General features: G+C 56.9%; 20 protein-coding genes and 1 tRNA gene. 13 read left to right on the plus strand and 8 right to left on the minus strand.

What is annotated here, in order from left to right:
* The first annotated feature begins 1 nt into the window (after nucleotide 1).
* Together ACZ5D1_RS13310 and ACZ5D1_RS13315 are read left to right on the plus strand one after the other, a co-directional pair.
* The gene (locus ACZ5D1_RS13310) at nucleotides 2-1,057 is read left to right on the plus strand and encodes a D-alanine--D-alanine ligase family protein (protein WP_464555121.1); all 1,056 of its coding nucleotides are present in this window, start codon (nucleotides 2-4) and stop codon (nucleotides 1,055-1,057) included.
* Nucleotides 1,042-1,572, plus strand: coding sequence for a GNAT family N-acetyltransferase (locus ACZ5D1_RS13315; RefSeq protein ID WP_011368809.1), 531 nt, complete (start codon nucleotides 1,042-1,044; stop codon nucleotides 1,570-1,572). The genes ACZ5D1_RS13310 and ACZ5D1_RS13315 overlap by 16 nt, the downstream gene beginning before the upstream one ends.
* A gap of 152 nt (nucleotides 1,573-1,724) precedes the next feature.
* On the opposite strand, the gene ACZ5D1_RS13320 is transcribed toward ACZ5D1_RS13315, so the two are convergent.
* The 5 genes from ACZ5D1_RS13320 to ACZ5D1_RS13340 all read right to left on the minus strand — a co-directional run bounded on the left by ACZ5D1_RS13320 (nucleotide 1,725) and on the right by ACZ5D1_RS13340 (nucleotide 7,739).
* Nucleotides 1,725-2,108 carry a DUF1987 domain-containing protein gene (locus tag ACZ5D1_RS13320; RefSeq protein ID WP_464555122.1) on the minus strand — a complete coding sequence of 128 codons (384 nt, stop codon included), beginning with the start codon at nucleotides 2,106-2,108 and terminating at the stop codon, nucleotides 1,725-1,727.
* Nucleotides 2,105-2,677 carry a SiaB family protein kinase gene (locus ACZ5D1_RS13325; protein WP_011368811.1) on the minus strand — a complete coding sequence of 191 codons (573 nt, stop codon included), beginning with the start codon at nucleotides 2,675-2,677 and terminating at the stop codon, nucleotides 2,105-2,107. Before ACZ5D1_RS13325 ends, ACZ5D1_RS13320 begins: the two co-directional genes overlap by 4 nt.
* 30 nt (nucleotides 2,678-2,707) lie before the next feature.
* A complete protein-coding gene (locus ACZ5D1_RS13330; protein ID WP_464555124.1) occupies nucleotides 2,708-3,901 on the minus strand; it encodes a PP2C family protein-serine/threonine phosphatase in 1,194 nt (397 codons plus the stop codon).
* Nucleotides 3,902-4,023: 122 nt separating this feature from the next.
* Nucleotides 4,024-5,220, minus strand: a complete 1,197-nt coding sequence (locus ACZ5D1_RS13335) for a sensor domain-containing diguanylate cyclase (RefSeq protein WP_464555126.1) — start codon at nucleotides 5,218-5,220, stop codon at nucleotides 4,024-4,026.
* Nucleotides 5,221-6,341: 1,121 nt separating this feature from the next.
* A complete protein-coding gene (locus tag ACZ5D1_RS13340; RefSeq protein ID WP_464555127.1) occupies nucleotides 6,342-7,739 on the minus strand; it encodes a sigma-54 interaction domain-containing protein in 1,398 nt (465 codons plus the stop codon).
* 414 nt (nucleotides 7,740-8,153) lie between these two features.
* On the opposite strand from ACZ5D1_RS13340, the gene ACZ5D1_RS13345 reads away from it, so the two are divergent.
* From ACZ5D1_RS13345 to ACZ5D1_RS13355, 3 genes are all read left to right on the plus strand, one after another.
* On the plus strand, nucleotides 8,154-9,461 hold the full coding sequence (locus ACZ5D1_RS13345) for an MFS transporter (protein ID WP_011368815.1): 1,308 nt from the start codon (nucleotides 8,154-8,156) through the stop codon (nucleotides 9,459-9,461).
* 80 nt (nucleotides 9,462-9,541) lie between these two features.
* The gene (locus tag ACZ5D1_RS13350; RefSeq protein ID WP_034619324.1) at nucleotides 9,542-10,450 is read left to right on the plus strand and encodes a glycyl-radical enzyme activating protein; all 909 of its coding nucleotides are present in this window, start codon (nucleotides 9,542-9,544) and stop codon (nucleotides 10,448-10,450) included.
* A gap of 185 nt (nucleotides 10,451-10,635) precedes the next feature.
* Entirely contained in the window at nucleotides 10,636-13,071 is a 2,436-nt protein-coding gene (locus ACZ5D1_RS13355) for a pyruvate formate lyase family protein (RefSeq protein WP_464555130.1), read from the plus strand.
* A gap of 369 nt (nucleotides 13,072-13,440) precedes the next feature.
* Here the strand turns inward: ACZ5D1_RS13355 and ACZ5D1_RS13360 are convergent.
* Nucleotides 13,441-14,549 (minus strand): IS3 family transposase gene (locus ACZ5D1_RS13360; RefSeq protein ID WP_464555131.1). Its coding sequence is split into 2 segments (ribosomal slippage): nucleotides 13,441-14,288 and nucleotides 14,288-14,549, totalling 1,110 coding nucleotides; the frame shifts between segments, so codons are not numbered across the junction.
* Between the two features lie 238 nt (nucleotides 14,550-14,787).
* Nucleotides 14,788-14,864 (minus strand) — tRNA-Arg (locus tag ACZ5D1_RS13365).
* A 151-nt stretch (nucleotides 14,865-15,015) separates the two neighbouring features.
* Between ACZ5D1_RS13365 and ACZ5D1_RS13370 the strand changes: the two genes are divergently transcribed.
* The 6 genes from ACZ5D1_RS13370 to ACZ5D1_RS13395 all read left to right on the plus strand — a co-directional run bounded on the left by ACZ5D1_RS13370 (nucleotide 15,016) and on the right by ACZ5D1_RS13395 (nucleotide 22,921).
* Entirely contained in the window at nucleotides 15,016-16,323 is a 1,308-nt protein-coding gene (locus tag ACZ5D1_RS13370) for a bifunctional folylpolyglutamate synthase/dihydrofolate synthase (RefSeq protein ID WP_011368818.1), read from the plus strand.
* A 159-nt stretch (nucleotides 16,324-16,482) separates the two neighbouring features.
* Nucleotides 16,483-17,934 carry an L-seryl-tRNA(Sec) selenium transferase gene (gene selA, locus ACZ5D1_RS13375; protein WP_011368819.1) on the plus strand — a complete coding sequence of 484 codons (1,452 nt, stop codon included), beginning with the start codon at nucleotides 16,483-16,485 and terminating at the stop codon, nucleotides 17,932-17,934.
* A 32-nt stretch (nucleotides 17,935-17,966) separates the two neighbouring features.
* Nucleotides 17,967-18,962 carry a UDP-glucuronic acid decarboxylase family protein gene (locus ACZ5D1_RS13380; RefSeq protein WP_027182399.1) on the plus strand — a complete coding sequence of 332 codons (996 nt, stop codon included), beginning with the start codon at nucleotides 17,967-17,969 and terminating at the stop codon, nucleotides 18,960-18,962.
* A gap of 87 nt (nucleotides 18,963-19,049) precedes the next feature.
* Entirely contained in the window at nucleotides 19,050-20,444 is a 1,395-nt protein-coding gene (locus ACZ5D1_RS13385; protein ID WP_464555133.1) for an aminopeptidase, read from the plus strand.
* 345 nt (nucleotides 20,445-20,789) lie between these two features.
* Nucleotides 20,790-21,968 (plus strand): iron-containing alcohol dehydrogenase, encoded by a 1,179-nt coding sequence (locus ACZ5D1_RS13390; protein ID WP_011368822.1) that lies wholly within the window; start codon nucleotides 20,790-20,792, stop codon nucleotides 21,966-21,968.
* Between the two features lie 158 nt (nucleotides 21,969-22,126).
* Nucleotides 22,127-22,921, plus strand: coding sequence for a substrate-binding periplasmic protein (locus tag ACZ5D1_RS13395; RefSeq protein WP_011368823.1), 795 nt, complete (start codon nucleotides 22,127-22,129; stop codon nucleotides 22,919-22,921).
* 19 nt (nucleotides 22,922-22,940) lie between these two features.
* Here ACZ5D1_RS13395 and ACZ5D1_RS13400 read toward each other — a convergent pair whose 3' ends face one another.
* Nucleotides 22,941-24,350, minus strand: a complete 1,410-nt coding sequence (locus ACZ5D1_RS13400) for a YihY/virulence factor BrkB family protein (RefSeq protein ID WP_464555135.1) — start codon at nucleotides 24,348-24,350, stop codon at nucleotides 22,941-22,943.
* Nucleotides 24,351-24,459: 109 nt separating this feature from the next.
* Here ACZ5D1_RS13400 and ACZ5D1_RS13405 point away from each other — a divergent pair, with 109 nt between their 5' ends.
* Nucleotides 24,460-25,515 (plus strand): lytic murein transglycosylase, encoded by a 1,056-nt coding sequence (locus ACZ5D1_RS13405; protein WP_464555137.1) that lies wholly within the window; start codon nucleotides 24,460-24,462, stop codon nucleotides 25,513-25,515.
* 303 nt (nucleotides 25,516-25,818) lie between these two features.
* Entirely contained in the window at nucleotides 25,819-26,766 is a 948-nt protein-coding gene (locus tag ACZ5D1_RS13410) for a chemotaxis protein (protein WP_011368826.1), read from the plus strand.
* The last annotated feature ends 67 nt before the right edge of the window (nucleotides 26,767-26,833 follow it).

A 26,833-nucleotide genomic window follows, 5' to 3' on the forward strand; every position in this document is an offset into this window, starting at 1 on the left:
TATGCGTGTAGCCGTTGTATACAACGCTGTGCAGCCCGACGGCAGACCCGATCAGGAAGACACCCTGCTTCAGGCGCGTGCGGTGCATGACGCCCTGATACGCCGCGGACACGCGGCGGAACTGCTCAGCATGACACTGGACCTGCATGCCGCCTCGCTGCGCATCGCGGCGCTGAATCCGGACGTGGTGTTCAATCTGGTGGAAGAACTTGACGGCGATATCGCCATGGCGCCGCTTGCTCCGGCGCTTTTCGCCCATGCGGGCATACCTTTCACCGGCGCGGACGCTGCCTCCATGACGCTTTCGGGCAGTAAGCTGCTGTGCAAACAGATACTGACCGGTGCGGACATATGCACACCGGCATGGGTGACGGCCGACGGCGTCTGCGGAGGCATGGGTGACCTGCCCCGCACTGCGGACGCGTTCATACCCGGCAGGTACCTGTGCAAGTCGGTGCATGAACATGCTTCGCTGGGGCTGGACGACAGCTGCATCGTGGACGCGGTGCAGACCGGCGATGTCATGGCGGCGCTTATGCGCTGCCGGACACGGCACGGCGGGACATGGTTTGCCGAACAATACGTCGAGGGCAGAGAATTCAACATCGCCGCCATTGCCGACGGCAACGGCGGGGTGCATGTGCTGCCCTGCGCGGAAATCGAATTCCGCGGCTACGCGCCGGAACGTCCCCGCATAGTGGGGTACGCCGCCAAATGGCATCAGGATTCGTTTGAATGCAGCAACACGGTCAGGCGGTTTGACTTCTGCGCGGAAGACTCGGCCCTGCTTGAGCTGCTGCGCACAGTCACTGTCCGGTGCTGGCGTGCATTCGGCCTTGCCGGATACGCGCGCATCGACTTCCGCGTCAAAGGAGACGGTTCCCCACAGGCGCCCTACATTCCCTGTGTCATTGATGTGAACTCCAACCCCTGCATTGCCCCCGATGCCGGTCTGGCTGCCGCCGCAGAAAAAGACGGCATGGACTATGCCGGACTGGTGGAAGGCATTGTACAGGCAGCCATGAAGGAGGACCGCCCCCCATGCCGCAGACCCTAAAGCCGGACACCCCCGCCGGAACACCCGCGGCAGGGGCTGTCGCCTTCCGGCGGCAGGTGCTGCCGCAGGATGCCCTGCTTGTACGGCGGGTTGTGGAATCCACAGGATTTTTTACGCCGGAGGAAGCCGACGTGGCGCAGGAACTGGTGGATGAACACCTGATGCACGGCGCGGCATGCGGCTACCATTTTGTTTTTGCGACGGAAGACGACGATATGGCGGGCTACGCCTGCTACGGTCCCACACCGGCCACAGAAGGAACTTACGATCTCTACTGGATTGCCGTGGCCCCGCACCGGCAGCACAGCGGGCTGGGCAGAGCCCTGCTGGCCGAAGTGGTGCATGATGTCCGCCTGACCGGCGGAAGACTGCTGTTTGCCGAAACCTCGGGCATACGGAAGTACGCTCCCACCCGCCGTTTTTACGAACGCGCGGGCTTTTCGGCCGAAGCCGTGCTCAAGGCTTTTTACCGCGCCGGTGATGACAAAATCATCTACCGGCTGGAAGTGGCCTGACGCACGGCAATCAGTGATCCTGCCCGCCGGGGCAAAAAACACGCGCTGACGCCTGCCATGCGGGCATGGCAGGCGTCAGCATGCGCCGGATCATATTGCTCCCCGCCCGTATCACAGTATGCAGTCCGCACGCTGTGTGCAGGGGCAATGCATCAGTCCAGTTCCACCAGATTAAAGCGCATGTGCCGCACATCTTCCCGAAATTCTTCACCGCATTCCAGCGCTGTTTCATTTTCTTTATGATAGCGCCAGTTGACGGTAATCTGCTTTCCTGCTCCGGCCGCCTCGTCCAGCAGATCAAACAGGTCCATGAACGTCTTGGAACTGGAACTGTTGAAATAGACCAGCTCCATATCAAGCGTGACCTGCCGCGTAGCCGGCGCCTGCAGAAAATTGTGCAGCCAGGCGAATACAGGCTGATAAAAAAGCCCGCAGTTTTCCGGATAAGATTCGCCGGAAATCCGCAGGACGGCGCCGTGCGGGTCGAAAAGAATATCCGGTGACGATTTTGTGGGTGCTATGGTCAGAATGTTCATTGATTCGCTTCTCCGGCAATGCGGACATTGACAGCAAAATACGACATGGTGTCGCTGATGGGCTCAAAACTGTAAGCCAGCGGGTGGCCGGATTTCCGGGCCATTTCGATGAAACCGAGTCCCGCCCCGCGTGACAGGTCGTCCGGCTCTCTGCGCCGCTGCTCCTTGTAATAGCGTTTCAGTTCATCTTTATTCATGCGGTTGATGGTATCGATTTTCTGCCGGATGCGCTCTTCGCTGTCTTTCAGCACGGGATTGCCGCAGGTGATGAAGAAACCGCTTTCGTTGCGTCCCACCACCACCTGCCCCTCGCCCATCATGCCTTCTGCTGAGCGGCAACGGACTTCCGGCGGCACCGTATCCGAATAATTGATAATGTTCTGCATCTGTTCCACCAGCACGGCAAACACCCGCTGCGCCAGTGCCAGGCCACGCTCCTCGCAGGCCATTTTACGGCGCATCATCTCACCCAGCCCTTCGACCACGCTCTGGCATACCGGACCGCTGAAGTACAACATGATGCCCTTCTCTCTCATTTCACTGTGACACCGGAACATTCTTGTTTCCATGGTTTGCTGGGCCTCCTGATTGTTACGGAGTTACGCAGACTGCACGGTAAAGCCCAGCACAGTCACGTCATCACGCCGGGGCTGGTGCCCCCTGTATCCGGCAAAAGCCTCTTCCAGCGCCCGCTGCTGGGCGGCGCAGTCCAGCACCGCCGTGCGCGACAACAGAGCCATGAACCGCTTTTTGCCGAAAGGCAGGTTCTTTTCACCGCCTATCTGGTCGGCAAATCCGTCGCTGGCCATATACCAGCGCATACCGGTCTCCAGCGGGATGTCATGGTTGGTAAACACGGCGTCTCTTGCCGTGCGCACATATCCGGCACCGCTGCGGTCTCCCTTCACCTCCTGCACTGTACCGTCCGCACGGGTGACAAACAGCGAACTGCCGGCACCGGCAAAACGCACCACACCCCTTTTTGCGGGCACAAAGCAGACACTGCAGTCCATGCCTTCATCAGACGCAGCCTTGCGGTCATGCTGCTCCAGCGCGTTCTTAATGGAGTTGTTCATGGCACCTACAAGTGCGGCAGGATTTCCGTCCACGGCGCTTATATCAAGGCGCTCAAAAAGCGAATGCACGATAAGCGTCATGAAGGCGCCGGGAACACCGTGCCCTGTGCAGTCTATAACCGCGGCAAAAAAACCCTGCGGAGTCTGCTTGTACCAGTAGGAATCACCACCCACGGTGTCGCGCTGACTCCAGAGCAGAAAATGGTCGCCGAACAGATGCGCAAGCTCGGACCGTGCGGGCAGAAACGAACGCTGGATAAGGCTTGCATATTCGATGGAGCTGACCAGCTGGTTCTGTGTCTCCTTAAGATGCTCCATGGTTACCGCCAGCTCATGCTGCCTGCTGTGGATGACATGCCCCATCCAGAACATGTTATGCCGCAGCCGCTGCAGCTCATCCCCTTCCTTGGGTTCCGGCGGAAGCGTGGCAAAAGGCCGCAGGTTACCCGCCTTCATCTGTTCGCACAGCCCGTTCAGGTAGTGCACGCTGCGCAGCACAAGAAGATGCAGAGCCCCCCTTGTCAGAGGCAGAAACAGCAGCAGGCTGCCGGCCGTCCACACCGCGATGAAGTTATTCAGGCCGCGACGCTCCAGACTGTCATTGAGAACAAGCACCACCAGCGGAAACATGACCAGCCCCAGAAACAGAATTATCTTCATCTTGGTCTGGACACTCACCTCTGCCAGCGCATCAAGAAAACGTGTTGTCTTGCTCATTATATTTCACTGTATGTTGCGGCCATGCCGCAAGCCTTGCGGCTTTGTGTGCCGCGCCTGCAGGCGTGCCGGTAAGCATGCCGGCCAGCATGCCGGTCAGCATATCTGTCCAGATACTGTCTTCAGATGCATAACGCCCCGGCGCATATGGCAGTGCAACGGGCAGGATATACTTCCGTACGGTTGCGGCCGTTCTTTTTTGCCGCATACAGGGCAATGTCGGCCCGCTTCAGCAGGATTTCCACCACCTGCCCGCAGCAGGCAGAGACCGCACCGCCCCCCGGCACAGGACGCTGCCCCGAAACGGCATGCCCCGCGGAATCCAGTGTGGTAAGGCCCAGCGACGACGTGACGGAAAAACCATGCCCGGCAAACGCCATGCCGGCCACAGCCTGACGCAGTGTTTCCGCGGCACGGCAGGCCTCGGCGTGGCCTGTTTCCGGCAGCAGCACGGCAAACTCTTCTCCGCCCAGCCGCGCGCAGACATCCTGTCCGCGCATGGTCTCTGCAAGGCAGCAGGAAAGCTGTTTGAGCACCATGTCACCGGCATCGTGCCCCCACGTGTCGTTGACCCGTTTAAAGTGGTCTATGTCGAGCATCAGCAAAGAGAGCGGCCTGCCGCTGCTTTGCATGCGCTCCACTTCGGCACGGGCTGCCTCCATAAAAAAACGGCGGTTGTTAAGACCGGTCAGCGGATCGGTACGGGCCATGTGTGACAGCTCTTCAAGCATGCGCCTGTGGGCGGTCACATCAAGCACCACGCCCACATGCGTGGCGCCGCAGGCCGTCTCCGGACCTGTTTCCAGCGCCTGCGTGCTGATCTCGACCCATACGGGCGTGCCGTCTCTGCGTCGCAGAACAGCTTCGTAACGTGAAACAGCTCCGGCGCTGCACAGCCTGTCCAGATATTCGCAGTGCGCCTGCGGCGATGAAAACAAAGAAGCAAGGCTGGTGTTGTGCTGCATGAACGCATCCACCGAAGACCAGCCGAAAATGTTTGCCATGGCAGGATTGACTTCCGCAAAGCTGCCGTCTGCACCGGTACGGAAAACCCCTTCGGCCGCGCACTGAAAAATGGAGCGGTAGCGCGCTTCTTTGGCCGCGATATCGCGGTTCAGTTCACTCAGCTGCGCCTGCATTCTGTCCCCCATGGACATAAGCCGGCCGCATTGCCGCAGCGTTTTGCAGAACCCCGCGAGCAGACCTGCCAGCGCATCATGCGCCGGAGCCTCCGGTGCCATACGGGCCAATACAGCTTCCGCTTCGGCTATCAGCTCATATTCTCTGGCAAAAAGTACTGAATTTCCGGTGACGGACAAAACTCGATTCCCCCCTGAGTGTTGCCGTGCAAAGAAGCACCGCCACGGCTGCCGCAAGGCACCATGACCGCTTACACGCGTATTTGAGGGTATCAATAATGAATATGAAACTCAAAATCAACAGAAGAACAAAAAAACTTCCGCCTTAGAGAGGGGGAAGGATGCCGGGAGTCTGAAAACGGGAAAGGTCCGACAGAGCGTGTCCGGCTGTGAAGACCCATATCGTATGACCAGCAAATCGCTGTTGCATCATGTCAACTTGCTGCTGCCGGAAAGCATCCTGCGTGCCTGCTGCTGCAATCTTGCGGCCCTGTATCTGCGCACGGCCGCGCTCCTGCCCGTGTTGCGGCAGGCATCACCAACGGCCTGCCCCGCCATCAGGGCGCCATGGCTGCACCGGACGGCCCCGCGCACACCTGCCTTTTCTCCGGTGTGTAGCCTGTGTTGCACCAAGCCGTCCGGATTTTCCACCTCAAGGTTGGTGGAGTGCCGCGTATCTCACGCCGCCTGCAATTGATGATATCCCCCCGATCCGAAGCGCGGTACCCCCCCGTCCGCCGCCTGTCCCGATTCCCTGACCGTCCGGACGACATTCCGTTTGAACTCCGCATCGTATATCCTGCGCCCCCCGCTCCTCCGCTTCTCCTGTCTGCTCGTCACGCCGGTGGCTTAACTTCGTGTCCGCAACGCTGCAGCAGGATCAGACCGGTCTCATTGAGGGCTGCTCCGGTAGGGCTGATCACCCGGCGCAGCCACCACCTGCAACAACCCGACGACCTGCTCAATAGCATCATTCCGAAAATGTCCGGCGCCCCGTGCGGATTTCAAAAAGAATTTTTTACCAAGCTGGATCAGAATACCACGACACACCGAGACATCTTGCCAACCGAAGCCCGCCCGTATCGCGGGGAGCTTTTTGATATGATCCCTTAAGCTGCCATATGGTCCGTACAGCCGGCTCCTGAGCCCAAACGCGCCCGGTCAAACGCGCACGGTCTTGTAAACCCGCAGCTCGCGGTAAAACAGAGGCCGCAGTTCGCATTCTGTGACAGCAGGCGGGCGAAACGCCCGCGCCGGTATGCCTGTCAGACTGGCAAACCGGCTATCCCTATTTCAAGGGGTTATTTAAGCCCGTATTTAATCATCTTTTTATAGAGCAGAGGGCGGGTTATCCCGAGTCTGCGCGCTGCGGCGGAACGGTTACCGTTGGCGGCGCTCAAAGCACGGGATATGGCCTGAAGCTCGGTCTTCTCAACCAGTTCTGCAAGAGGTAACAGTTCAAGAGTATCTTCCGGTTGCATCAAATCACATGCCACACCGTTTTGAAGAACAGTGTTAACGATTTCAGCAGTGATATCGTTTTCGCGCGACATTATCATGCAGCGTTCCAAAAAGTTCTGTAATTCCCGGACATTTCCCGGCCACGGGTATTCTTGCAGGGCGATCAGGGCGCTGCTGTTAAGGTACTTATGGAACATGCCGTTTTTCCGGGACATCCGCTTCCAGATGCGCTTGGCTAATATCGGAATTTCCTCAACCGCGTGGCGCAGGGCAGGCAGTTTAATGGGGATAACGTTCAGGCGATAGAACAGGTCTTCCCTGAAGGTCTTTTCTTTCACCATTTCTTCAAGATTCCGGTTTGTTGCAGCAATAATCCGGACATCAACCTTTGTGATCTTTTCACTTCCTATGCGGCTGACTTTGCCCTCTTGAATTACACGCAGCAGCTTAACCTGCGCTGCAAGCGGCATATCACCAATTTCATCCAGAAAAATTGTGCCTTTGTCGGCCTGTTCAAACATGCCTCTGCGTCCGCCCTTGCGGGCTCCGGTAAAGGCGCCTTCTTCGTAGCCGAACAGTTCAGATTCGATCAGGTGCTCGGCAATGGCACTGCAGTTGAGATGTATAAACGGACCATCACAACGTTGGCTGAAATTGTGAATGCTCTGGGAATATACTTCCTTACCCACACCGGATTCTCCGCGTAACAAAACCGTCACGTTCCGCGGGGCGGCCAGCATGGCTTTGTTTTTTGCCTCTCTGGCTGCGGGGGCAATTCCCGGAATGTGGCTGAAAGTGTATTCGGCTTCATCGCTTGCTTTTTTGCTTTTGCGTAACCTTTCAATTTCGTTTTTAAGCTCTTTAATATTCTCTGTGAGCTTTTGAATTTCATCCACATGCCGGAAACGGATCATCCCGACTGCACCGATGCAGTTTCCATCCTCGTAAAACGGTATGCGCGAGACTATAAACGAGTGGTTCTCAATTTCCTGAAGACAATCATGCTCTGCGATACCTGTCTGGGCGACGATATTTAACCGGGTATTATCAATTATGTTGCTTACCGGCTCTCCCAGCACTTCTTCGCCTAAGCCATGAAGCTCTTTAAAGCTTTCATTAATGTAGATAAGCCGCCCCTCCTTGTTGACTACCATCAGAGCGTCCGCGCATAGGTCTATAATTTTGCGCTGAAAATTCACTAGTTGCTTGAGATCGTGACCATAAATATCTTCAAGCATCGCGGTATTCCTCCTGTCTGAAAGGTGTGACTCGCCAGCTGAGTTTAAAAACTGCTCCCTTTTGTGACAGCTGTCACAAGCGTGACAGGGTGCTTCAGAGCCTTACGCCCGCCAGGCTTGGACCACCCTGCCAATTGATAGAAACCGTTGATTCAAGCAGCAAACAGCCTTTTTGAATCGCTCCTCAAACCATTCTGCACACTTGCTTTGGCAGCTCTTTTCTTCGTCTACCTGTCACGCGTTGTTACACTTTATCTTACAGCACACAAAGTGTCTTTTGAAAGTTAATTAGCATAACAATACGTTTTTACTCCTCTTTTTGTAAGATTTCATGTGATTGGCATACAATATGTAAATGCAAGAATCACACAAACGCGGAATGGCGTCGTGCCATGCATTTACAAGGAGAAAGACGTGGGCAAAAGCAAAAATTTTTATGGTTGGTCAGTGGTTGCAGCCTCTTGGCTGGCCATGTTCTGTCTGTTTGGCTATCGGGCTACCTTCTCAATTCTCAAAGTTCCTATGAGCGCTGATATGGGATGGTCTCAGGCCGAGGTTACTCTGGGCTATTCCTTCATGATGATGTTTTATGCCATTGCCGCCTTCTTCTGTGGCATGATCCTCGATAAGTGGGGAACCAAGCCTGTCTACTTTATCGGAGCCATCCTCGGCGCTTCCGGCTTCTATGTTACCAGCCTGACCCAGAGCCTTTATGCCTACTACGCCTCCTATGGCATCCTTGCCGGGGTCGCCACAGGCATGCTGTGGGTTTCATCTACCATCTCTATCCGCAAGTGGTATGTGGGCAAGAACTACGCAAAAATGTTCGGCATAGCCTTTATGGGTGCGCCCATGTCTCAGGTTATTATGAGTCTTTTTGTAAAGCAGGCTCTTGCCGGAGCTGAAGGTGACGCCTGGCGTGCCGCAATGCAGGTGTTGGGTGTTCTGACTCTGGCCTGCCTGGTGGTCGCAGGTTTGCTGGCAAAGGGAAATCCCGAAGATTACAACATGCAGGCCTTTGGCGAAATGCCGCAGAAAAGCGGTAAGCCTGAAAAGGTCTGGGCTATCAGGGAAGCTTTCTCCACTTATCCCATCTGGGGTGCGATCTTCATGTTCCTGACCAGTATGCTGGCAGAGTTCCTCGTATGGACTCAGGTTATCAGCTACTGGACAGCTGATCTTGGCCTGCAGCTGGGCGAAGCCACCAACCTTTACATTATCATCGGCATCGTAGGCATCTTCTCCATGCCTCTCATGGGTATCGTTGCAGACAAGGCGGTAGCCAGGTCTTCCTGTGAGGCGCAGGGCCGTAAGAAAATGCTCATTTTTGGCCCTATCACCGGCATTGTCGCCTGCGCCATGCTTCTGCTGCAAACGCAAACAACGTTCTTCCTCGGTGCTATCTCGTGCGTCATCTTCGCAATCTACTGGGCTGTTGTTCCCGGTGGCGTTGTTGGCTACGCAGGCGCCATTTACGGTCGGGCCACCCTCGGCAAGATATGGGGTCTGGCAACGCTGATCGTTATGGGCGTAGGCCCCTTCATCGGCCCGCTGATCGGCGGCTACCTCAAGGACAGCACCGGAAGCTACACATATTCGATTATGTTCGCCCTTGCGTCCTTCGTAGTGTCAGCTTTGCTTGCAGCCAGCCTGCCCATGACAGCAGAGGGCAAGGTTTCCTCTATGGATGATACGCCCGAGGCTGAAGCCGCAGCCAATTAGAGAACTTCCGTATCTGTACGTCCGGCTTCGGTAAATCCTGCGCAGCCGGTCGGCGGTACAAAGCTACAAGGTGGTTACAAGTGGCTCAAGAAAACAATCTGATTGGACAAGTATTCAACATCCAACGCTATTCTACTCATGACGGCCCCGGAATACGGACGACGGTGTTCCTGAAAGGATGTCCGCTACGTTGTAAGTGGTGTCAGAACCCGGAGTCCCAGAGCCTGCACCCTGTTCTTATGTTTCGGGCAGATGAGTGCACTTCGTGCGGCAGATGCATCGATGCCTGTCCTAACAAAGCCAACAGCATCGTTGACGGCAAATTAGTGATTGACTGGGAACGTTGTACCGCTTGCGGCGCATGCACTTCACCGGCTGTCTGTCTGTCCATGACGCGTAAAGTTGAAGGCAAACCCATGACCGTTGAAGAGGTTATGAAGCAGGTTTCCAGCGACTACAATCTGTATCTGAACTCTGGTGGTGGTCTGACAATCTCTGGCGGAGACTGTGCGGTTCAGCCGGAATTTACCGCAGCTCTTTTGAAGAAAGCCCAGGAAGAAGGGATCAATACCTGCGTAGAGATAACCGGTGCCTACCCATGGGAACGGGTGCAGCAAATTACCGAGGACGCAGACTACGTCTACTACGACCTCAAGTGCATGGATGACGAAAAGCACAAAGAGGGAACCGGAGTATCCAACAGGCTCATTCTCGAGAATGCCAGAAAGCTTGTTGAAGCTAAAAAGCAGATGCTCTTCAGAACTCCTCTTATTCCCGGTTTTAACGACGACAAAGAGAACATAGAGGCAACTGCAAGTTTTATTAAAAACGAACTTGGATTGTCTCCATCTGAGCACCTTGAGCTTCTTGCATACAATAATCTTGGAGAAGACAAGTATTTGCGCCTGGGGTTCAGTGAGCCGCAAAGGCATGCGCGGCAGTCAGACAAGTATCTTGATGAATTGGAAGAGCTTGTCATGTCGTTCTAGGCCGACAGCCTGAATTGGTTCCTGCCAACGCCGCCTGATCGGCAGAAAGTAACCGCCGGTGGTGTTGTGAAATGAAAGTTGGTTTTGCGGTTCTGTATATCCAGTGCAGTACAGTAGCCTTTTTATAATGGAAACATGCATGTTTGCAGCCAGCTGTAACAACAAAGGTAGAAGGAGTTAAAGACATGAAGAACGTTGAAAAAGTCCAATACAACAAGTATGAGGATCGCTCTCGTGGTAACGTGATGTGGGATGTTTTGAACCCTCTGCGTTACTCCCAGTCTATGTCTATGTCGCGCGCGCAGCTTCTTATGGAAAGCTACAAGGAAACGGAAAGCTTGCATTTCTTCCGCAGACGCGGCAAGGCCATTCGCAAAATCCTTCAGGAAATGCCCATCCGTATTGATGACCATCAGCTGCTTTGCGGTGACTTCAGCGCCAAGCCGATGGGCCCCGAATTCTTCCCCGATCTGGCTGCAACCTGGATTGTAGACTACATCGACAACTATGGTGTGGAAGGCAGAAAGGGCTTCTTCAGGTGGGAAGATGAAGAGCAGATGGAAATCGGCAGATCCATCGGTGAATATTTCAGAGAAACAGGCGGAAAGGAAAAGTGGCTTGCCTTCCTTGGTGACGAAGAAGCCGCTTTGGAACACAAGATCGGTGAAGCCGGTTCCTGGATCGTGAACACTGTTTCTGAAATGTTTGCTGAAAAAGCATGGAACTGCCCCGACCTTGACCGTCTGGTGAAAAGAGGCGTCCGCGGCTTGATCGCAGATATCGACGAGCAGCTCGAAAAATTCGTAATGATTACCTACGAAGACTATCGTCGCCATGAGTTCTGGCTTGGACTCAAGGAAATGCTGCTGGGTGGTATCGATTACGCTCACAGATATCGTGACCTTGCCACCGAACTGGCAGCCAAGGAAACCGATCCGGTTCGCAAGGCAGAACTGGAAGAGATGGCCCGCGTATGCAACCGCGTTCCGGAACATCCGGCAGAAACCTTCCAGGAAGCCCTCCAGTCTCTCGTATTCGGTCTGCTCATGGTCTTTTACGATACCCGTACCTTCGGCATGGGCTATGGCCGTATCGATCAGATCATGTACCCCCAGTACAAGTCTGACATTGCCAGCGGCAAAATCGACGACGAATATGTTGTCCAGCTGTTCGAATGCTTCCGAGTCAAGATTATGGGTAAGCGCCAGTTCTGGCCCGACGTTATGACTCCGAACCTGAGCAGCGAATCCCACTTCCATAACTGCGTTATCTGCGGCGTAGACCCCAAGACCGGCAGAGACGCCACCAACGAACTGTCCTTCGCATTCCTGGAAGCCGCAGAGCGTGTAAGAACGACTCACCCGACGATATCCGTGCGTTGGCACACCCAGATCGATCCCAAGTTCATGAAGCGTGCACTGGAAACCGTTAAGCTGGGCATGGGCTTCCCTGCCTTCTTCAACGACGAACCCAGCATCCAGTACCTGCTTGCCCGTGGTTACACGATGGAGGAAGCACGCAACTACGCTCTGGGCGGTTGTACCCTGCACACGGTTCCCGGCAAAACCAGCTCCATCTGGCCTCTGGTTACCAGCTATGGCCGAATCCTTGAGCTTACCATGTACAACGGTTGGGATTTCATCTCCAACTCGCAGCTGGGGCCGAAAACCGGCGACTTTACCCAGATGACCTCCTATGAAGAGTTTGTTGCAGCTTACAAGGCCATGATTGAATACTGGGCAAATGTCAGCACCAAGAGCGGACGTGCAGCAAAGCTCCAGCACGGCGACACCTTCCCCGATATCATGATGTCTGCCTTCACCGATGACTGCATCGGCCGTGGCAAGGTCTGCAGCCTCGGCGGTGCAGAACATGCTGACAGCTGCATGTACATCGTGCCCGTAGCCGTGCAGGACGTAGCCAACGAACTGTACGTGCTTAAGCACGGCGTGTTTGGCGAAAACCCGATATGCACCCCGCAGGAAATGCTGGATGCAATGCGCGCCAACTGGGAAGGCCACGAAGAACTGCGTGCCAAGTGCATGGCTATGCCCAAGTTCGGTAACGACATCCCCGAAGTGGATCAGCTGCTGACCGACGTGTACAACTGGATCAAGGAAATCTGGCACGCACAGCCTGCAACGGACGGCGGCAGGTATGAAGTATCCCCGCACTCCATCGGCTTCCACGGTGGAACGGGCGCCAAGACCGGCGCGCTGCCCTGCGGCCGTAAAGCCGGAACGTCCTTCTCCGACGGCGCTGTTTCCCCTGTACAGGGTACCGACGTGAACGGCCCCTCTGCGGTTATCAAATCCGCAGGCAGCATTGACCAGCATGACCTGTACGGCGTGCTCTTCAACATGCGCTTCTCTCCCAGCAACATCAGGGGCGAGAAAGGGACTGCAAACCTGGCCTCCCTTATCAAGACCTACTTCAGCGACTACAAAGGCAAGCACATTCAGTTCAACGTGCTTAACCGCGACGATCTGATTGCAGCAAAGAAAGAGCCTGAAAAGTACAAAGACCTCATGGTTCGTGTTGCCGGCTACAGCGCCTACTGGACTGACCTGCCCGCAAACATTCAGGATGAGCTGATCGCTCGTACTGAGCATGAACTGTAATAGCTAGGCTAAAGGCTCATCGGGCGGCACACACTTACGTGTCTTCATAGTGGCAGCCTTGGACTAAGGACCGGAGGCTTGCAGCCTGCAACGCCTCCGGTCCATGCCCCCCATTCTTGCAATGCGGGGGCTTTTTTTTATGCCTTAACTACCTGAGGATGCGGGAGGGTACAGGCGTCTCGGTACCTGTGAACTGCGCCACAATATTGTTTTCCAAATCCTGCAGAAACTGCGAGCCGTGGCTTACGTCCATTTCGTCAGTGTTGAATATGCGGGGTTCTTGGCGTTGCTCAGGTTGTTTTTTAGCTGCCCCAACGACCAATCAACCGTATGCTGCGATCGTAAGCTTCCCCGTCGTAAGCTTCCCCGTCAAGAGGACAGTTGAAAAATAGAGTTTCCAGCGTTGTTGGATAAAAACTCGGAGGGTGTCAGGTCCCCGAGAGAGTCATGGGGCCGCTGTTCGTTGTATTCAATCTTCCACCAGTGGGTGATCTCCCGGACCTCATTCAGAGTCCTGAAGAGATAGAGATCAAGCACTTCGGCGCGATATGTCCGGTTGAACCGTTCAATGTACGCGTTCTGATTAGGTTCTCCGGGTTGAATATATTGGATGCTCATTCCTGCCGACTCGGCCCAGGCTACGAACTCACCGGAAAGGAATTCCGGTCCGTTGTCCGTCCTTAGCACTTGGGGAAGGCCTCGTTCCAGGCGTAGCCGTTCAAACACTCGGATTAGCCGCCTTCCGGTAATGGACGTGTCAATTTCGACGTGCAGCAGTTCGCGGTTGAAGTCGTCAATAACGTTGAAGGTTCGAAATCGTTTCCCCGCATAAAGCGAGTCGCTCATGAAGTCGGCAGACCACGTCAGATTGGGCTGGGCCGGGATCGACAGCGGCTGCTTAGTGCGTTGAGGCAATCGCTTTTTTGCCCGGCTCTTCAGGTTCAGCCGCAGCTCGCAGTAGACGCGATATACCCTCTTGTGGTTCCAGCAATGCTTGCGACGCAGTACCTTGAAGCACTTCCAGAATCCCCAGCGAGGGTGTTTGTCGAGTAACGAGTTGATCGCCTCGACGACTTCGTGATCACGGCTCCCACTTGCAGGCAACCGATAATAGGCCGTCCTGGATAAGCCCACACAGCGGCAACTGCGTAGTATGGACAGATTGTGCTCGACAGTCAGATAAGCGACCGCCTCGCGTTTCCCGGTCGGCCTTAAAGCTTTTTTTCGATCAGATCCTTCAAAGCACGGTTTTCGAGGGCCATGTCCGCATACATCCGCTTCAACTGCGCCAGCTCAGCCTCCATATCCTTCATCCGTTTCAGATCGGAAGCCTGCATGCCTCCATACTTGGATTTCCAGCTATAATAGGTGGCGTCGGAAATACCGTGGACGCGGCAGATGTCTTTGACTTTGATACCGGCTTCGCCCTCTTTGAGGATCGAGAATATCTGCGTCTCAGTGAATCGTGATTTCTTCATGAAAGTCTCCTGACGGGGATATGCCAGAAAACTCCAGTTTTGGCCTGTGTCTTCTTAGGGGAAGCTTACGCAAGCTCTTCATGCGCGCCATAGTACCTGCCCCTTTCCTCAGTATAGAGCCTGCGTTGCACCAAGCCACCCCAATTTTCCACCTCAAGGTTGGAAATAGGGTTGGAAAACCGTTTCCGACGAAAAAAGGGCTTACCATATTTTCATGATAAGCCCTTACTTTCATAACTGGCGCGCCTGAGAGGATTCGAACCCCTGGCCGACTGCTTAGAAGGCAGTTGCTCTATCCGACTGAGCTACAGGCGCGCGCGAGGATGATGTTCTTATCCGAAGCAGGGCCGCCGGTCAAGAGTCCGCAGCGTGTTTATGACGTATTTATATTGACGGACGCGGCCGCATCCCATACGGGTGCTTTGCACAGGGCATGCGCCCGCATCACGCCACGGAGTGACAAGACATGAACGACAACGCTGCGGATTTTGATACCACCATGCCTCAGGGGCCTTTTACCAGCTACGCCGACGTGCTGGCGCATCTGGACAATCTGGGGCTGTTTCACATGGAGCTTGATCTGGCGCGCATCAAACGCGTGCTGGAAGAGCTGGAGCTTACCCGTCCGGAATACCCTGTGGTGCAGGTTGTGGGCACCAACGGTAAAGGTTCCACAGCCACCTTCATGGCTTCCATTGCCACCGGAGCCGGATTCAGCACGGGCCTGTTCATCTCTCCTCATTTTATTACCCCGCGCGAACGCGTGCTGGTGGACGGCGAGATGCTGCCCGAAGAAGACTGGCTGGTACTGGCCAACGATATTATGGCCGCCGGCGGTGAAGTGCTGACGTATTTTGAATTTCTGACCGTGCTGGCTGCACTGGCCTTTGCAGACTACGAAGTTGATCTGGCTGTTTTTGAAGCCGGTCTGGGGGGCACGTACGATGCCACCACAGCCATAGCGGCCGATACCGTGGTATTCACCCCCGTGGCGCTGGATCATCAGCAGATTCTCGGTGACACCGTTGAAAAAATAGCCGCGGACAAAGCCGGTGCCATCCGCAGCAATGTGCCTGTCGTATCGGCCCGCCAGACTGATGCCGTGCTTGAAATACTGAAAAATGCCAGCAATACCGCCGGTGCCCCATTTACAGTGGCTGCCGGCCCCGATTCACTGCCGGAAGAGGCCCGCCCGGTGCTGAACGGTGTCCACCAGCTGCACAACGCGGCGCTGGCCGTGGCGGCCCTGCAGACCGTCATGGATGAAAAAGCCCTTCCGCGTCCCACTCTCATCCCCTGGTCCGATGTGGTAACGCTGGGCATAGCCGATGCGTGGATAGCGGGCCGCATGCAGCACATCGCACCTGCCCCGGACCACCCGGCGCTCATTCTGGACGGCGGCCACAATCTGCACGGGCTCCGTGCGCTGCAGGCAGCCCTCGCGGCGGAAAATATCCGCCCTGCTGCAATCATTTTCGGCGCCATGAAAGATAAGAACCTTGAAGGAATACCGGACCTGCTGTCGGCCCTGACCGACGGGCCGGTGCTGCTGCCCGCCCTGACGCAGAACTCACGCGCCGCAACCCCGCAGGAGCTGGCCGTGCGGCTGGGCGGCGCCCCGGATGGGCCGACAGAAACAATACCCTGCGCATCCGTGCGTGAAGCGCTGGACAAGGCCGCCGCATACGCTGCGGAAAATCCTGTGCTTATCTGCGGCTCCTTGTATTTGCTGGCCGACTTCTTTACACTCCATCCGGAATATCTGAGACCGTAAGACGGATGAGGTTCCGGCGGGTTAGCCGGTCTGCGGCCGGCAAGCCCCTTGCTGTGCATACGCGGCGACCGGCTAAACCCGGACCATGCTGCGCCGTACTCCGGCAGCACAAGGCATCGCCCACCGTCGTCATGCCACCAATCAGCCAAGGAAGCGCCTGTGAACCAGCTTTTCCGCTCTCTGCCCTCTGTTGATGCCGTGCTGCACGCGCTGGCGGCCCGGCCGCAGGAAGCCGCTTCCGGTTCCCGCAGCCGGAAAGATACCCCACCCACCGGCAATGACGCAGCCAGCATGCCGCGCGCCATGCTGCGCGAGCATATCAACGCATTTCTGGATATCTGCCGCGAAGAAATCCGCGCCGGAGTGCACTCCAGTCCCGAAGCGCTTTCGCTGGATGCGCTGCTGCCGCGCCTGACCGCATATGTCGCAGCCAAAAGCAGGCCGCGTTTCCGGCGGGTTCTCAACGGCACGGGCGTGGTGGTGCACACCAATCTGGGCCGTTCGCTGCTGGCGGCAGAAGCCACACGCGCCGTCAGTCAGGCATGCGCCCACTACTCCAACCTTGAGTTCGACCTTGCCACCGGTGAACGCGGCAGCCGCTACAGCCATGTGGAAGAAATACTGAAAAGCGTGACAGGCGCAGAAGCCGGTCTGGTGGTCAACAACAATGCCGCCGCCGTACTGCTGGTGCTGGACACTCTGTGCAAAGGCAGAGAGGTCATCGTCTCACGCGGGCAGCTGGTGGAAATAGGCGGCAGTTTCCGCATTCCCGATGTGATGACCCGCAGCGGCGCCATACTGCGCGAGGTGGGCGCCACCAACCGCACGCATCTCAAAGACTATGCCGGGGCCATCAACGAAAACACGGCGGCGCTGCTCAAGGTGCATACCTCCAATTACCGCATCACGGGATTCCACAAAGAGGTGCCGCTGGAAGAACTGTGCAGTCTGGGCAGACAGCACCGGCTTCCGGTCATTGAAGATCTGGGCAGCGGTGTGTTTTATGATTTTTCCGGCCTGGGCATGGGGCACGAACCCACAGTGCAACAGGTGGTGGCTGACGGTGCCGACGTGGTCACTTTTTCGGGAGACAAAGTGCTGGGCGGCCCGCAGGCAGGCATTATAGTGGGGCGGCGTGAAATAATAGAACGCATCAAGAAAAACCCCATGAACCGCGCCCTGCGCATTGATAAAATGACACTCGCCGCGCTGGAAGCCACTTTGCGGCTGTATACAGACATGGACCGCGCCAGACGCGAAATTCCCACGCTTGCCATGATTCTGGCCACCCCGGACGAACTGGCCCGCCGCGCACGACGGCTTGCCGCCCGCCTGCGCAGAACACTGGAAGACCGCGCCACGGTAACCCTGCGCAAGGGCGCTTCACGCGTGGGCGGGGGCTCTTTTCCCGAACGCGACCTGCCCACCACACTGGCCTGCGTGCATCCGGCATCCGTTTCCGCCACCGAGCTGAAAAACCGCCTGCTGGACACCGACCCGCCGCTGGCCGGCATGCTGCTGGAAGACGCTTTCTGCCTTGACCCCAGAACCCTGACCGACGAAGAATTCAAACTGGCAGCGGGCGCGCTGGCACAGGCCCTGAACGTCTGAATATCCCCGACAGCCATCAAACGGAGAACTGCATGCAACAGGGAGAATTCAAAAATCTTGCCCGCAAGCGCATTCTGGTAACCGGCGGGGCGGGCTTCATCGGTTCGCACCTGTGCCGGGTGCTGCTCGACAGAGGTGCAGAGGTGCTGTGTGTGGACAACTATTTCACCGGCAGCCGCGACCATGTGCGCGACCTGCTGGATAACCCGCGCTTTGAGCTGCTGCGTCACGACATCACCTTTCCGCTCTACATAGAGGTGGACGAAATATACAATCTGGCCTGTCCGGCATCACCGGTGCATTACCAGTTTGACCCCGTGCAGACCACAAAGACATGCGTACACGGCAGCATCAATATGCTGGGTCTTGCCAAACGGGTCAAAGCACGCATTCTGCAGGCATCCACCAGCGAAGTGTACGGCGACCCGGAAATACACCCCCAGCAGGAAGACTACTGGGGGCGCGTGAACCCCATCGGGCCGCGGTCGTGCTACGACGAAGGCAAGCGCTGCGCCGAAACGCTTTTTATGGACTACCGGCGGCAACACGGTGTGGAAATAAAAATCGCCCGTATTTTCAACACCTACGGCCCCAACATGCACCCGAATGACGGCAGGGTTGTGTCAAATTTCATCCTGCAGGCACTGCAGCACAAACCCATTACCATTTACGGCGACGGCTCGCAGACGCGGTCATTCTGCTATGTGGACGATCTGGTGTCGGGCCTGCTGCGGCTGATGCACAGCCCGGCCGATTTCTGCGGGCCGGTCAATCTGGGCAATCCCTCCGAACGTACGGTGCTTGAACTTGCCGACAAAATCATCACCCTCACCGGCTCGCGCTCCGAACTTGTATTCAAACCGCTGCCCGCAGACGACCCGCAGCGCCGCAGACCGGACATAAGCATGGCCCGCCGTCATCTGGAATGGGAACCCGCCGTGGATATAGATGAAGGACTGGCAGAAACCATCCGCTATTTTGACGCCCTGCTCACGGCGCGCAAAGCCGAGGGAGCAGATATACGCTGACCAGACGGCTGCGCGATGCCGCAGCCGCATCACAGCACAAAACCGGACTTTTTTGTGCACCCACTGAATCACCGGAGAAACATTCGCATGAACGCAAAGCTGGAACATACCCCCAAAAGCTGCTGGGAAATATACGGTACTGAAGAACACGCACAGCCCATGGACGAGCTGGCAGAACGATACATCGACTTTATATCGCGCTGCAAAACAGAGCGGGAAACCATGGAATATGTTGTGGAACGGCTGCGCAGCGCAGGATACACGCAGAACTTCGCACATGACCGCGTCTACCGCGTGTTCAAAGACAAAACCATTTTCATCGCTGCCAAAGGCCGCAACTCGATTTCGCAGGGGCTGCGGCTCATCGGGGCGCACGCCGACACGCCGCGCATCGACCTGAAACAGCACCCGCTGTACGAAGCCTGCGGCGTCGGTCAGGCAAAAACCCACTACTACGGCGGCATCCGCAAATACCAGTGGCTTTCGCGCCCGCTGGCCCTGCACGGCGTGGTGGTAAAGGAAGACGGCACCGTCGTGCGGGTCAACGTGGGCGATGACGCCGGTGACCCGGTATTCGCCATATCCGACCTGCTGCCCCATCTGGCGCAGAAACAGTCGGGCCAGACGCTCTCCGAAGCGTTTGAAGCGGAAAAAATGAATATCATCCTTGCCCACCGCCCTGTGGAAAATGCCGCAGACAGCAAAGACGCAGACACACAGCAGCCCCCCAAGGAAAAAATTAAAGCACGTATTCTTGAAATACTGCACGCCAAATACGGCATAGTGGAGGAAGACCTGTATTCTGCCGAACTGCAGGCCGTACCGGCCGGTCCCGCACGGTATGTGGGGCTGGACAGCGCGCTTATCGGCGGCTACGGGCAGGACGACCGCATATGCGTGTTTGCCGCTCTGGAAGCCCTGCTGCGGGACGGCACGCCGGAATACACCCGCTGTGTGCTGTTCTGGGACAAAGAGGAGATCGGTTCCGAAGGATCCACCGGCGCCAAATCGAGATTTTTTGAATACTGCATAGCCGACCTCATTGCGGCATGGCAGCCCGCGGCGCGTTTTTCCGATGTAATGCTGAACACCCGTGCCATTTCCGCCGATGTGCACGGCGCCATGGACCCCGACTGGCAGGACCTGCATGAAAAACTCAATGCGGCCATCATCGGATACGGTCCCTGCTTCTGCAAATTCACCGGACACCGCGGCAAGTACGAGGCCAACGACGCCCATCCGGAATATGTGGGCTGGCTGCGCGGGGTGCTGAATGAACAGGGCATACCGTGGCAGATGGCGGAACTGGGCCGCGTTGATCTGGGCGGCGGCGGCACCGTGGCCATGTATCTTGCGGCCTACGGCATGGACATCATAGACTTCGGTCCGGCCATTCTGGGCATGCACAGCCCGTTCGAGCTGGCAAGCAAGGCCGACCTGTACGCCACGGTCAAAGCCTACGGCGCTTTTCTGATGCGCTGACACCAAGGGCGGCAGCGGAGCATCTTCCGCTGCCGCTTTTTTTTCATCTCCGCAGGCCCGTTCCCGTCCCTGTGCCCGTCACCGGACCGCTGCACGGTGCTTTGCCCGCCCCCGAACCGCCGTATCATGCGGCCGGTACAGTATAAAACAGCCTTTTCCTTGTGTCCCTGCCCTGTCAGGGGGTACACCAGAAACTGTCAGGCATACGGACAGCAGGGCCATGCCGCTATCATGGCACCGGACAACCATACCTGCTAGCCTGCTGTAAACTTGCCACACATGACAGGGCAGCCGCACGTCGCGCGGTCTGCCCCGCACAGTAAATCCGCCGGAAGGAGTGTTATCATGATGCATTTTAATTTTCACATGCCCACACGGCTTATTTTCGGACAAGGCACCCTGCGCCGGCTGGCCGGAGAACCCCTGCCGGGCACCAGAGCACTGGTTGTGGTCAGCGCCGGTGGTTCCATGAAAAAGCTCGGGTATCTGGAACAGGTACGCTCGCTGCTGGCGCAAAACGGCTGCGAAAGCGAAGTGTATGATCGCATACAGCCAAACCCTGTCAAAGAGCATGTGATGGAAGGAGCCGCGCTGGCACGCTCGGCCCGCTGTGATTTCATCGTCGGGCTGGGAGGCGGCAGCAGCATCGATTCCGCAAAATCCATCGCCCTCATGGCCGCAAACCCCGGAGACTACTGGGACTACATGGGCGGCACCGGCGGCGGCAAAACACCGCCGGAACCGGCGCTGCCTGTCATTGCCATTCCCACCACCGCGGGTACCGGCACAGAGGCCGACCCGTGGACAGTCATCACCAACACCGCCACGCGTGAAAAAATAGGCTGGGGCAACGACTCCACGTTTCCCCGTTTTTCCATCATCGACCCCATGCTGATGCTCAGCGTACCGCCCAGTGTCACCGCCTATACCGGCATGGACGCCTTTTTCCACGCCACAGAAGCATATCTGGCCACCTGCAACCAGCCCTCCAGCGACCTGCTGGCCCAGCAGGCCATCCATCTTATCTCGACATTTCTGCCGCAGTGCGTGCACGACGGAAGCAACCCCGAAACACGCACCATGCTTGCGTGGGCATCCACAGCCGCCGGCATCTGCGAATCACTGTCGTCGTGCATATCGCACCATTCGCTTGAGCATGCGCTTTCGGCATTTTATCCCGACATTCCGCATGGTGCCGGACTGGTCATGCTGTCCGAAGCGTACTTCAGCCATCTGGCCAGATTTGTTCCCGAAAGAATGACGCATCTGGGCTATTTCATGGGTGTAGATGTGGACAGCCTGCCCGAAGAACGTCAGCCTGAGGCATTTGTTCACGCGCTGGCAAAGCTGAAAGCCGACTGCGGGCTGGCAGAACTGAAAATGTCTGATTTCGGTGTGAAGCGTTCCGACCTGCCCGCGCTTGCCCGTAATGCACGCGAAAGCATGGGCGGACTTTTTCATGTGACGCCGGTGGAACTGGACGAAGCCGCTGTCCTTGATATTTTCGAAAAAGCCTACAGATAATCTCCGTCACCGCACCGCGGGAACGCCCTATGCGCTCCCGCGGTGCGGCCGTATCCTGTCCCGCACGGTTCACGGAGTACCGGACCGCACCTGTTTTTTAACTGCACAAAAAAAATAACGTCACTGCATAGCCGGTCTGCTCATGGTACTTCTTTGCCATGACAGCAATACGCCGCGTATATATTGCGCTTATGATCACGCTGGTTGTCTGCATTCATGCGACAGCGGCCCGCAGCGCACCTCCGGAAAGCATCTCGCTGGCCACACATATCATGTGCCCGTACAGTTTTTATACTGCAGAAGGCACATTTGACGGAATGGCTGTACGGGCTGTCCGATATGCACTTGCGCGTATGAATGTGGCACTCGATCTTGTGGTCGTACCGTGGGGACGTGCACAGATGATGGTCAGGAACGGCTATTCCGACGGTTTTTTCGCCGCATCCCAGAACGAGGCACGCGACGTGTACGCCACGCATTCTGTCACCATTGCGGAACAACAGTGGGACTGGTGCATACTGAGCGAAAGCACCATGACGCCGGATATGAAAGAATTTAAAGATACGGCCTGCGTGGGTGCCTTCAACGGTTCCAACATGCTGTACTGGCTGGAATGCAACGAATACAAAGTGCTGGGTACGCCGCCGAATACCCGTCTGCTGGTGGAAATGCTGCTGGCCCGGCGCATAGACGCCATTGTGGCCAATGATCTTGTGCTTGAAAAAATAATCACCGCGGAAAATCTGTCTGACAGGCTGCGGGTGTACCCCCTCAAAAACAAACCGCTGGGGGTCTATTTTTCAAACACATTTCTGGCGGCCCACCCCGGATTTCTGGAAACCTTCAACCGGCATGTGCTGGAATACCGGAAAACGCCCGAAGCCCGGACCGCATTTGACTGCTTCACCGATCCCTGTTCGCCGTTTGCTCCGCAGCCAGAGACACCGCACTGATCTGCCGTTTCCGGCCCCGTCAGCCCCCCTGCACAACAGAACCGCGTTCAGGAGGCACAAGTTCCGCGGCAAAGCTGTCCGGCAGATGCCCGTCGTGAAACTCTTTCAGTGAAAGATTACCCGTGCTGGCTGCCGAAGCCTCGTAAAACCTGCGGAACACGGCATCCACAAAAGGAAAATCTTCTGTCACCGGCGGCCTGTCGCCCGTAACTTTGTGACTGGCCAACGCCAGCAGTATGTCCATGACACGGATTGATTCGGGCGGGGCTGTCAGCGCATAACGCGGGTCGTCGCCTTCGGTTCCCACCACCAGAGAAACGCGCTCCATGGCAGCCAGCGTATCCTGCACCAGACGCACAGGAGCACGCGCGACCATGCACAGCCTGTCCAGCGGCACAGGGCCGGCCGTGGCGTAAAAAGCCCTTGTCAGCGCCAGCATGACCAGCACCGCAAGTTTATCCCGTTCTTCACGGCTGGCCGTATCGGCCCGTATTTCACTTTCAAAGGTACGGACATTCTGCACGGCAAAGCTGACCTCCGCCCCCAGCAGCACAATCACCCATGTCACGTACACCCAGATGAGAAAAAGCGGCAGCTGCGCAAAACCGCCGTAGATGGCATTGTATCTGGCCGCGCCTATCTGGTAGCCCACATAGGCTCCTTCTGCCAGAGTCCACAGCAGCCCCGCCACCAGCCCGCCCAGCAGCGCACTGCCGAAGCGCACCCGCGTGTTGGGAATGAACACATAGATAAAAAACAGCATCAGGGCGATCATCAGAAACGGCACCATCTTGAGAAACGCCACATAAGCGTAGCTGACAATGCCTACATTGAGCAGCTTCTGCACCAGCGTTTCGTGCCGCAACGAAACAGAAAACGAAAAAGCCGCCGCCATGACAATGGGACAGACCAGAGTCACAGAAAAAAAGTCCGTGAACTTGCGCCACAGAGTACGGCCTCTGGCCACACCCCAGATGGAGTTGAACGCCTTTTCAATGGTGCCCATGAGCGACCCCACCGTGACGAACAGCGCAAGCAGCCCCACGGCCCCCAGCGTTTTCACATTGGTATTGTCCACATAGGCCAGAATCTGGGTCACGGTGTCTTCTCTGCCTGCGGCTATGCGCATCAGCAGCACTCTGATGAACTCGGTATTCTGGATGCCCAGCCCCTTGGAAATGGAAAACGCCACCGCCAGCGTGGGCACGATGGAAAGCACCGTGGTGTAGGTAAGCGCAGAAGCGCGCAGCAGGCACTGGTCGGCCACAAATCCGTGCACCACCAGATACAGCCAGCGCAGCACACCCAGAATCCCCCTGCGCCTGCCCCGGGCTTTTTCCATATCCTGCAACCAGATATCCCGCGTGACAAAACGCACCAGCCTTCCGGCACGCTCCTGCAACTGTTCGGTTCCCATATCACGTTTCATGACGCTGCACACCGTATTTCCCTTTGCGGTACCCGTTGCGATAAAAGCGCGGGCGGCGTAGTATAGACAGTACACGACTCTATAAATCAGAATTTACAGGAATCATACAATGACTTCAATGCTCCGGGCAATCTGCTTATGTTTGCTGCTGCTGTGCGCCGCACCGCAGGCACGGGCAGGCACAGCTGCGCAACAGCAGACAAATGACGCAACACTGCTTGCCAGCGCACAGCTTTCACCCCGGCAGGAACACTTGCGCACGGCGGACACCCTGCGCGCCCAGTGCGACCCGCACAGCATAGTGGAACAGGCTGGCTGGCTGCCGCTGGCCACCCGCCTGATACGCGACGGGTTCGACGCAGAGCACATCATCATGCTGTACGCGCGCATGGGCGAATCCTATTCACCCGCCCCCATGGCACGCAAAATTTCGGCCCTCTACCGCATCAAATTTCCGCCGCCTGCACCCGCAAAATCCAAAGACACCGGAAAAAAAGCGCCCGCCCCGCCACCCGTATACCCCGGTGTGGTCACCAGCGCCAATGTAGAAAAAGCGGCCGCTTTCATGCGGCAACACAGTGCGCCGCTGCAGGCGGCCCGGCAGCGGTTCGGCATTCCGCCCGAGGTCGCCACGGGGCTGCTTTTTGTGGAAACACGGCTGGGCGCGTATCTGGGCAGCGCCGCGGCTCTGCACAATCTTTCTTCGCTGGCGGCCACCAACAGCACCGCCATAATGGCCGGCAGTCTGGGCAGTATAGACCTGAGCAAAGCCGACCGCAGAACCTGGGCGGACAAGCGCACCCGCGAAAAATCCGACTGGGCCTATGAAGAGCTTAAAGCGCTGCTCAGCTGGTCGCAGCAGCACAATCTGGACCCCGTTGCCATGCCCGGTTCGGTATACGGTGCCGTGGGTCTGTGTCAGTTCATGCCTTCCAACATTCCCCGTTTCGGGGCGGACGGCGACGGCAACGGCAAAGTGAACCTGTTCAGCGTGCCCGATGCGGTATTCAGCCTGTCGCGGTATCTTAGCGAACATGGCTGGAAAGAAGGCATCAGCCGGAAAAAACAACAGAAAGTGCTCATGCATTATAATAAAAGCACCCGCTATGCCAACACCATACTGGCCTTGGCCGATGAGCTGCGCAAACATGCGCAGGACCGGTAGGTCTGCGGCGGGCGCAGGACGGCGGCATGAAAAATAATACAAGCGGGCATGAGACAGTACAGTGTATAACTGACAATGGCGAAGACATAGCGCTAATCTGTATTGCATGCGGCGCACCGGCCCTGCTGCACGGACGCTGAACAAACCTGCGGGTGACCTGCACGGAGTGCGGGTTTGAAGCCGGAGCAGCACTGTACGAAGACCAGATAGACCGCTGGCGGCAGCACATCTGCCAGATAGCGGAATAACACCGGCACGGATCTTCCGGCGCCGTTACGTCACCTCTCCGCAACAGGGGGTAGCATGAGTTCCGAACACAATATTCTGCTGGAAGCAGGCACAAACGAGCTGGAAGTGCTGGAGCTGTTTCTGAACCATCGTACAGACACCGGCCAGCAGGCCTGCTATCTGGGAGTCAATGTGGCCAAAGTGATGCAGGTTATCGAGGCTCCGGCTCTGGATTCGCCGGAATCAGCCACCAACCCGTGTTTCATGGGCATTATTCCCCTGCGCGGCCTTACAGTGCCGGTTCTTGATCTGGGCAAATGGCTGGGGCTTGATGTGGTGCGGCACAAACACGATGTGATCATGGTCACCCAGTTCAGCGGAACCACCACCGGATTTCTGGTTTCCGGCGTGACGGATATCCACAGAGTGGGCTGGCAGTCGGTGCAGCCTCCGGGACGTTTTCTCGCGGGTATCGGGGCCGATTCTGTGGTGGGCATAGTCAAAATGGATGATAAATTCATCCAGCTGGTGGATCTTGAACACATCATCGCCGATCTGGACGCCTCCACCCGCGGGCAGGTAGGCACGGGGGTGACCGCCCCCAGACGCTACAAAGCCATAGTCAGCGATGATTCTCCCTCCATCCGCAACATGCTTGTGGCCAACCTGAAGGCCGCCAACATAGAACCCATGATAGCCACCAACGGGCAGGAAGCCCTGACCATGCTGCGCGCCGAAGCGGCAAGAGCCGAAGAGGAAAACCGCCCGCTGTCCGACTTTGTCGACATTCTCATATCCGACATTGAAATGCCGCTGATGGACGGCCTGTCGCTGACCAAGACCATCAAGCAGGACCCGCTGACCAGAAACGTGCCCGTCATCCTGTACTCGTCGCTCATCACACCGGAACTGCGGCATAAAGGCGAATCTGTGGGCGCTGACGATCAGATTTCCAAACCCGACCTTGCCAGCATGGCCCAGCGCATCATCTCGCTGCTGCAGGAAAAAGAAAGACCGGCCTGACCCCGCAGGACGGGCTTTGTCCGGCAGCCGGCCGCAGCAGTCCCGCGGAAAAACGCGCCGCGCCGTA

The organism is Oleidesulfovibrio vietnamensis (assembly GCF_055388115.1).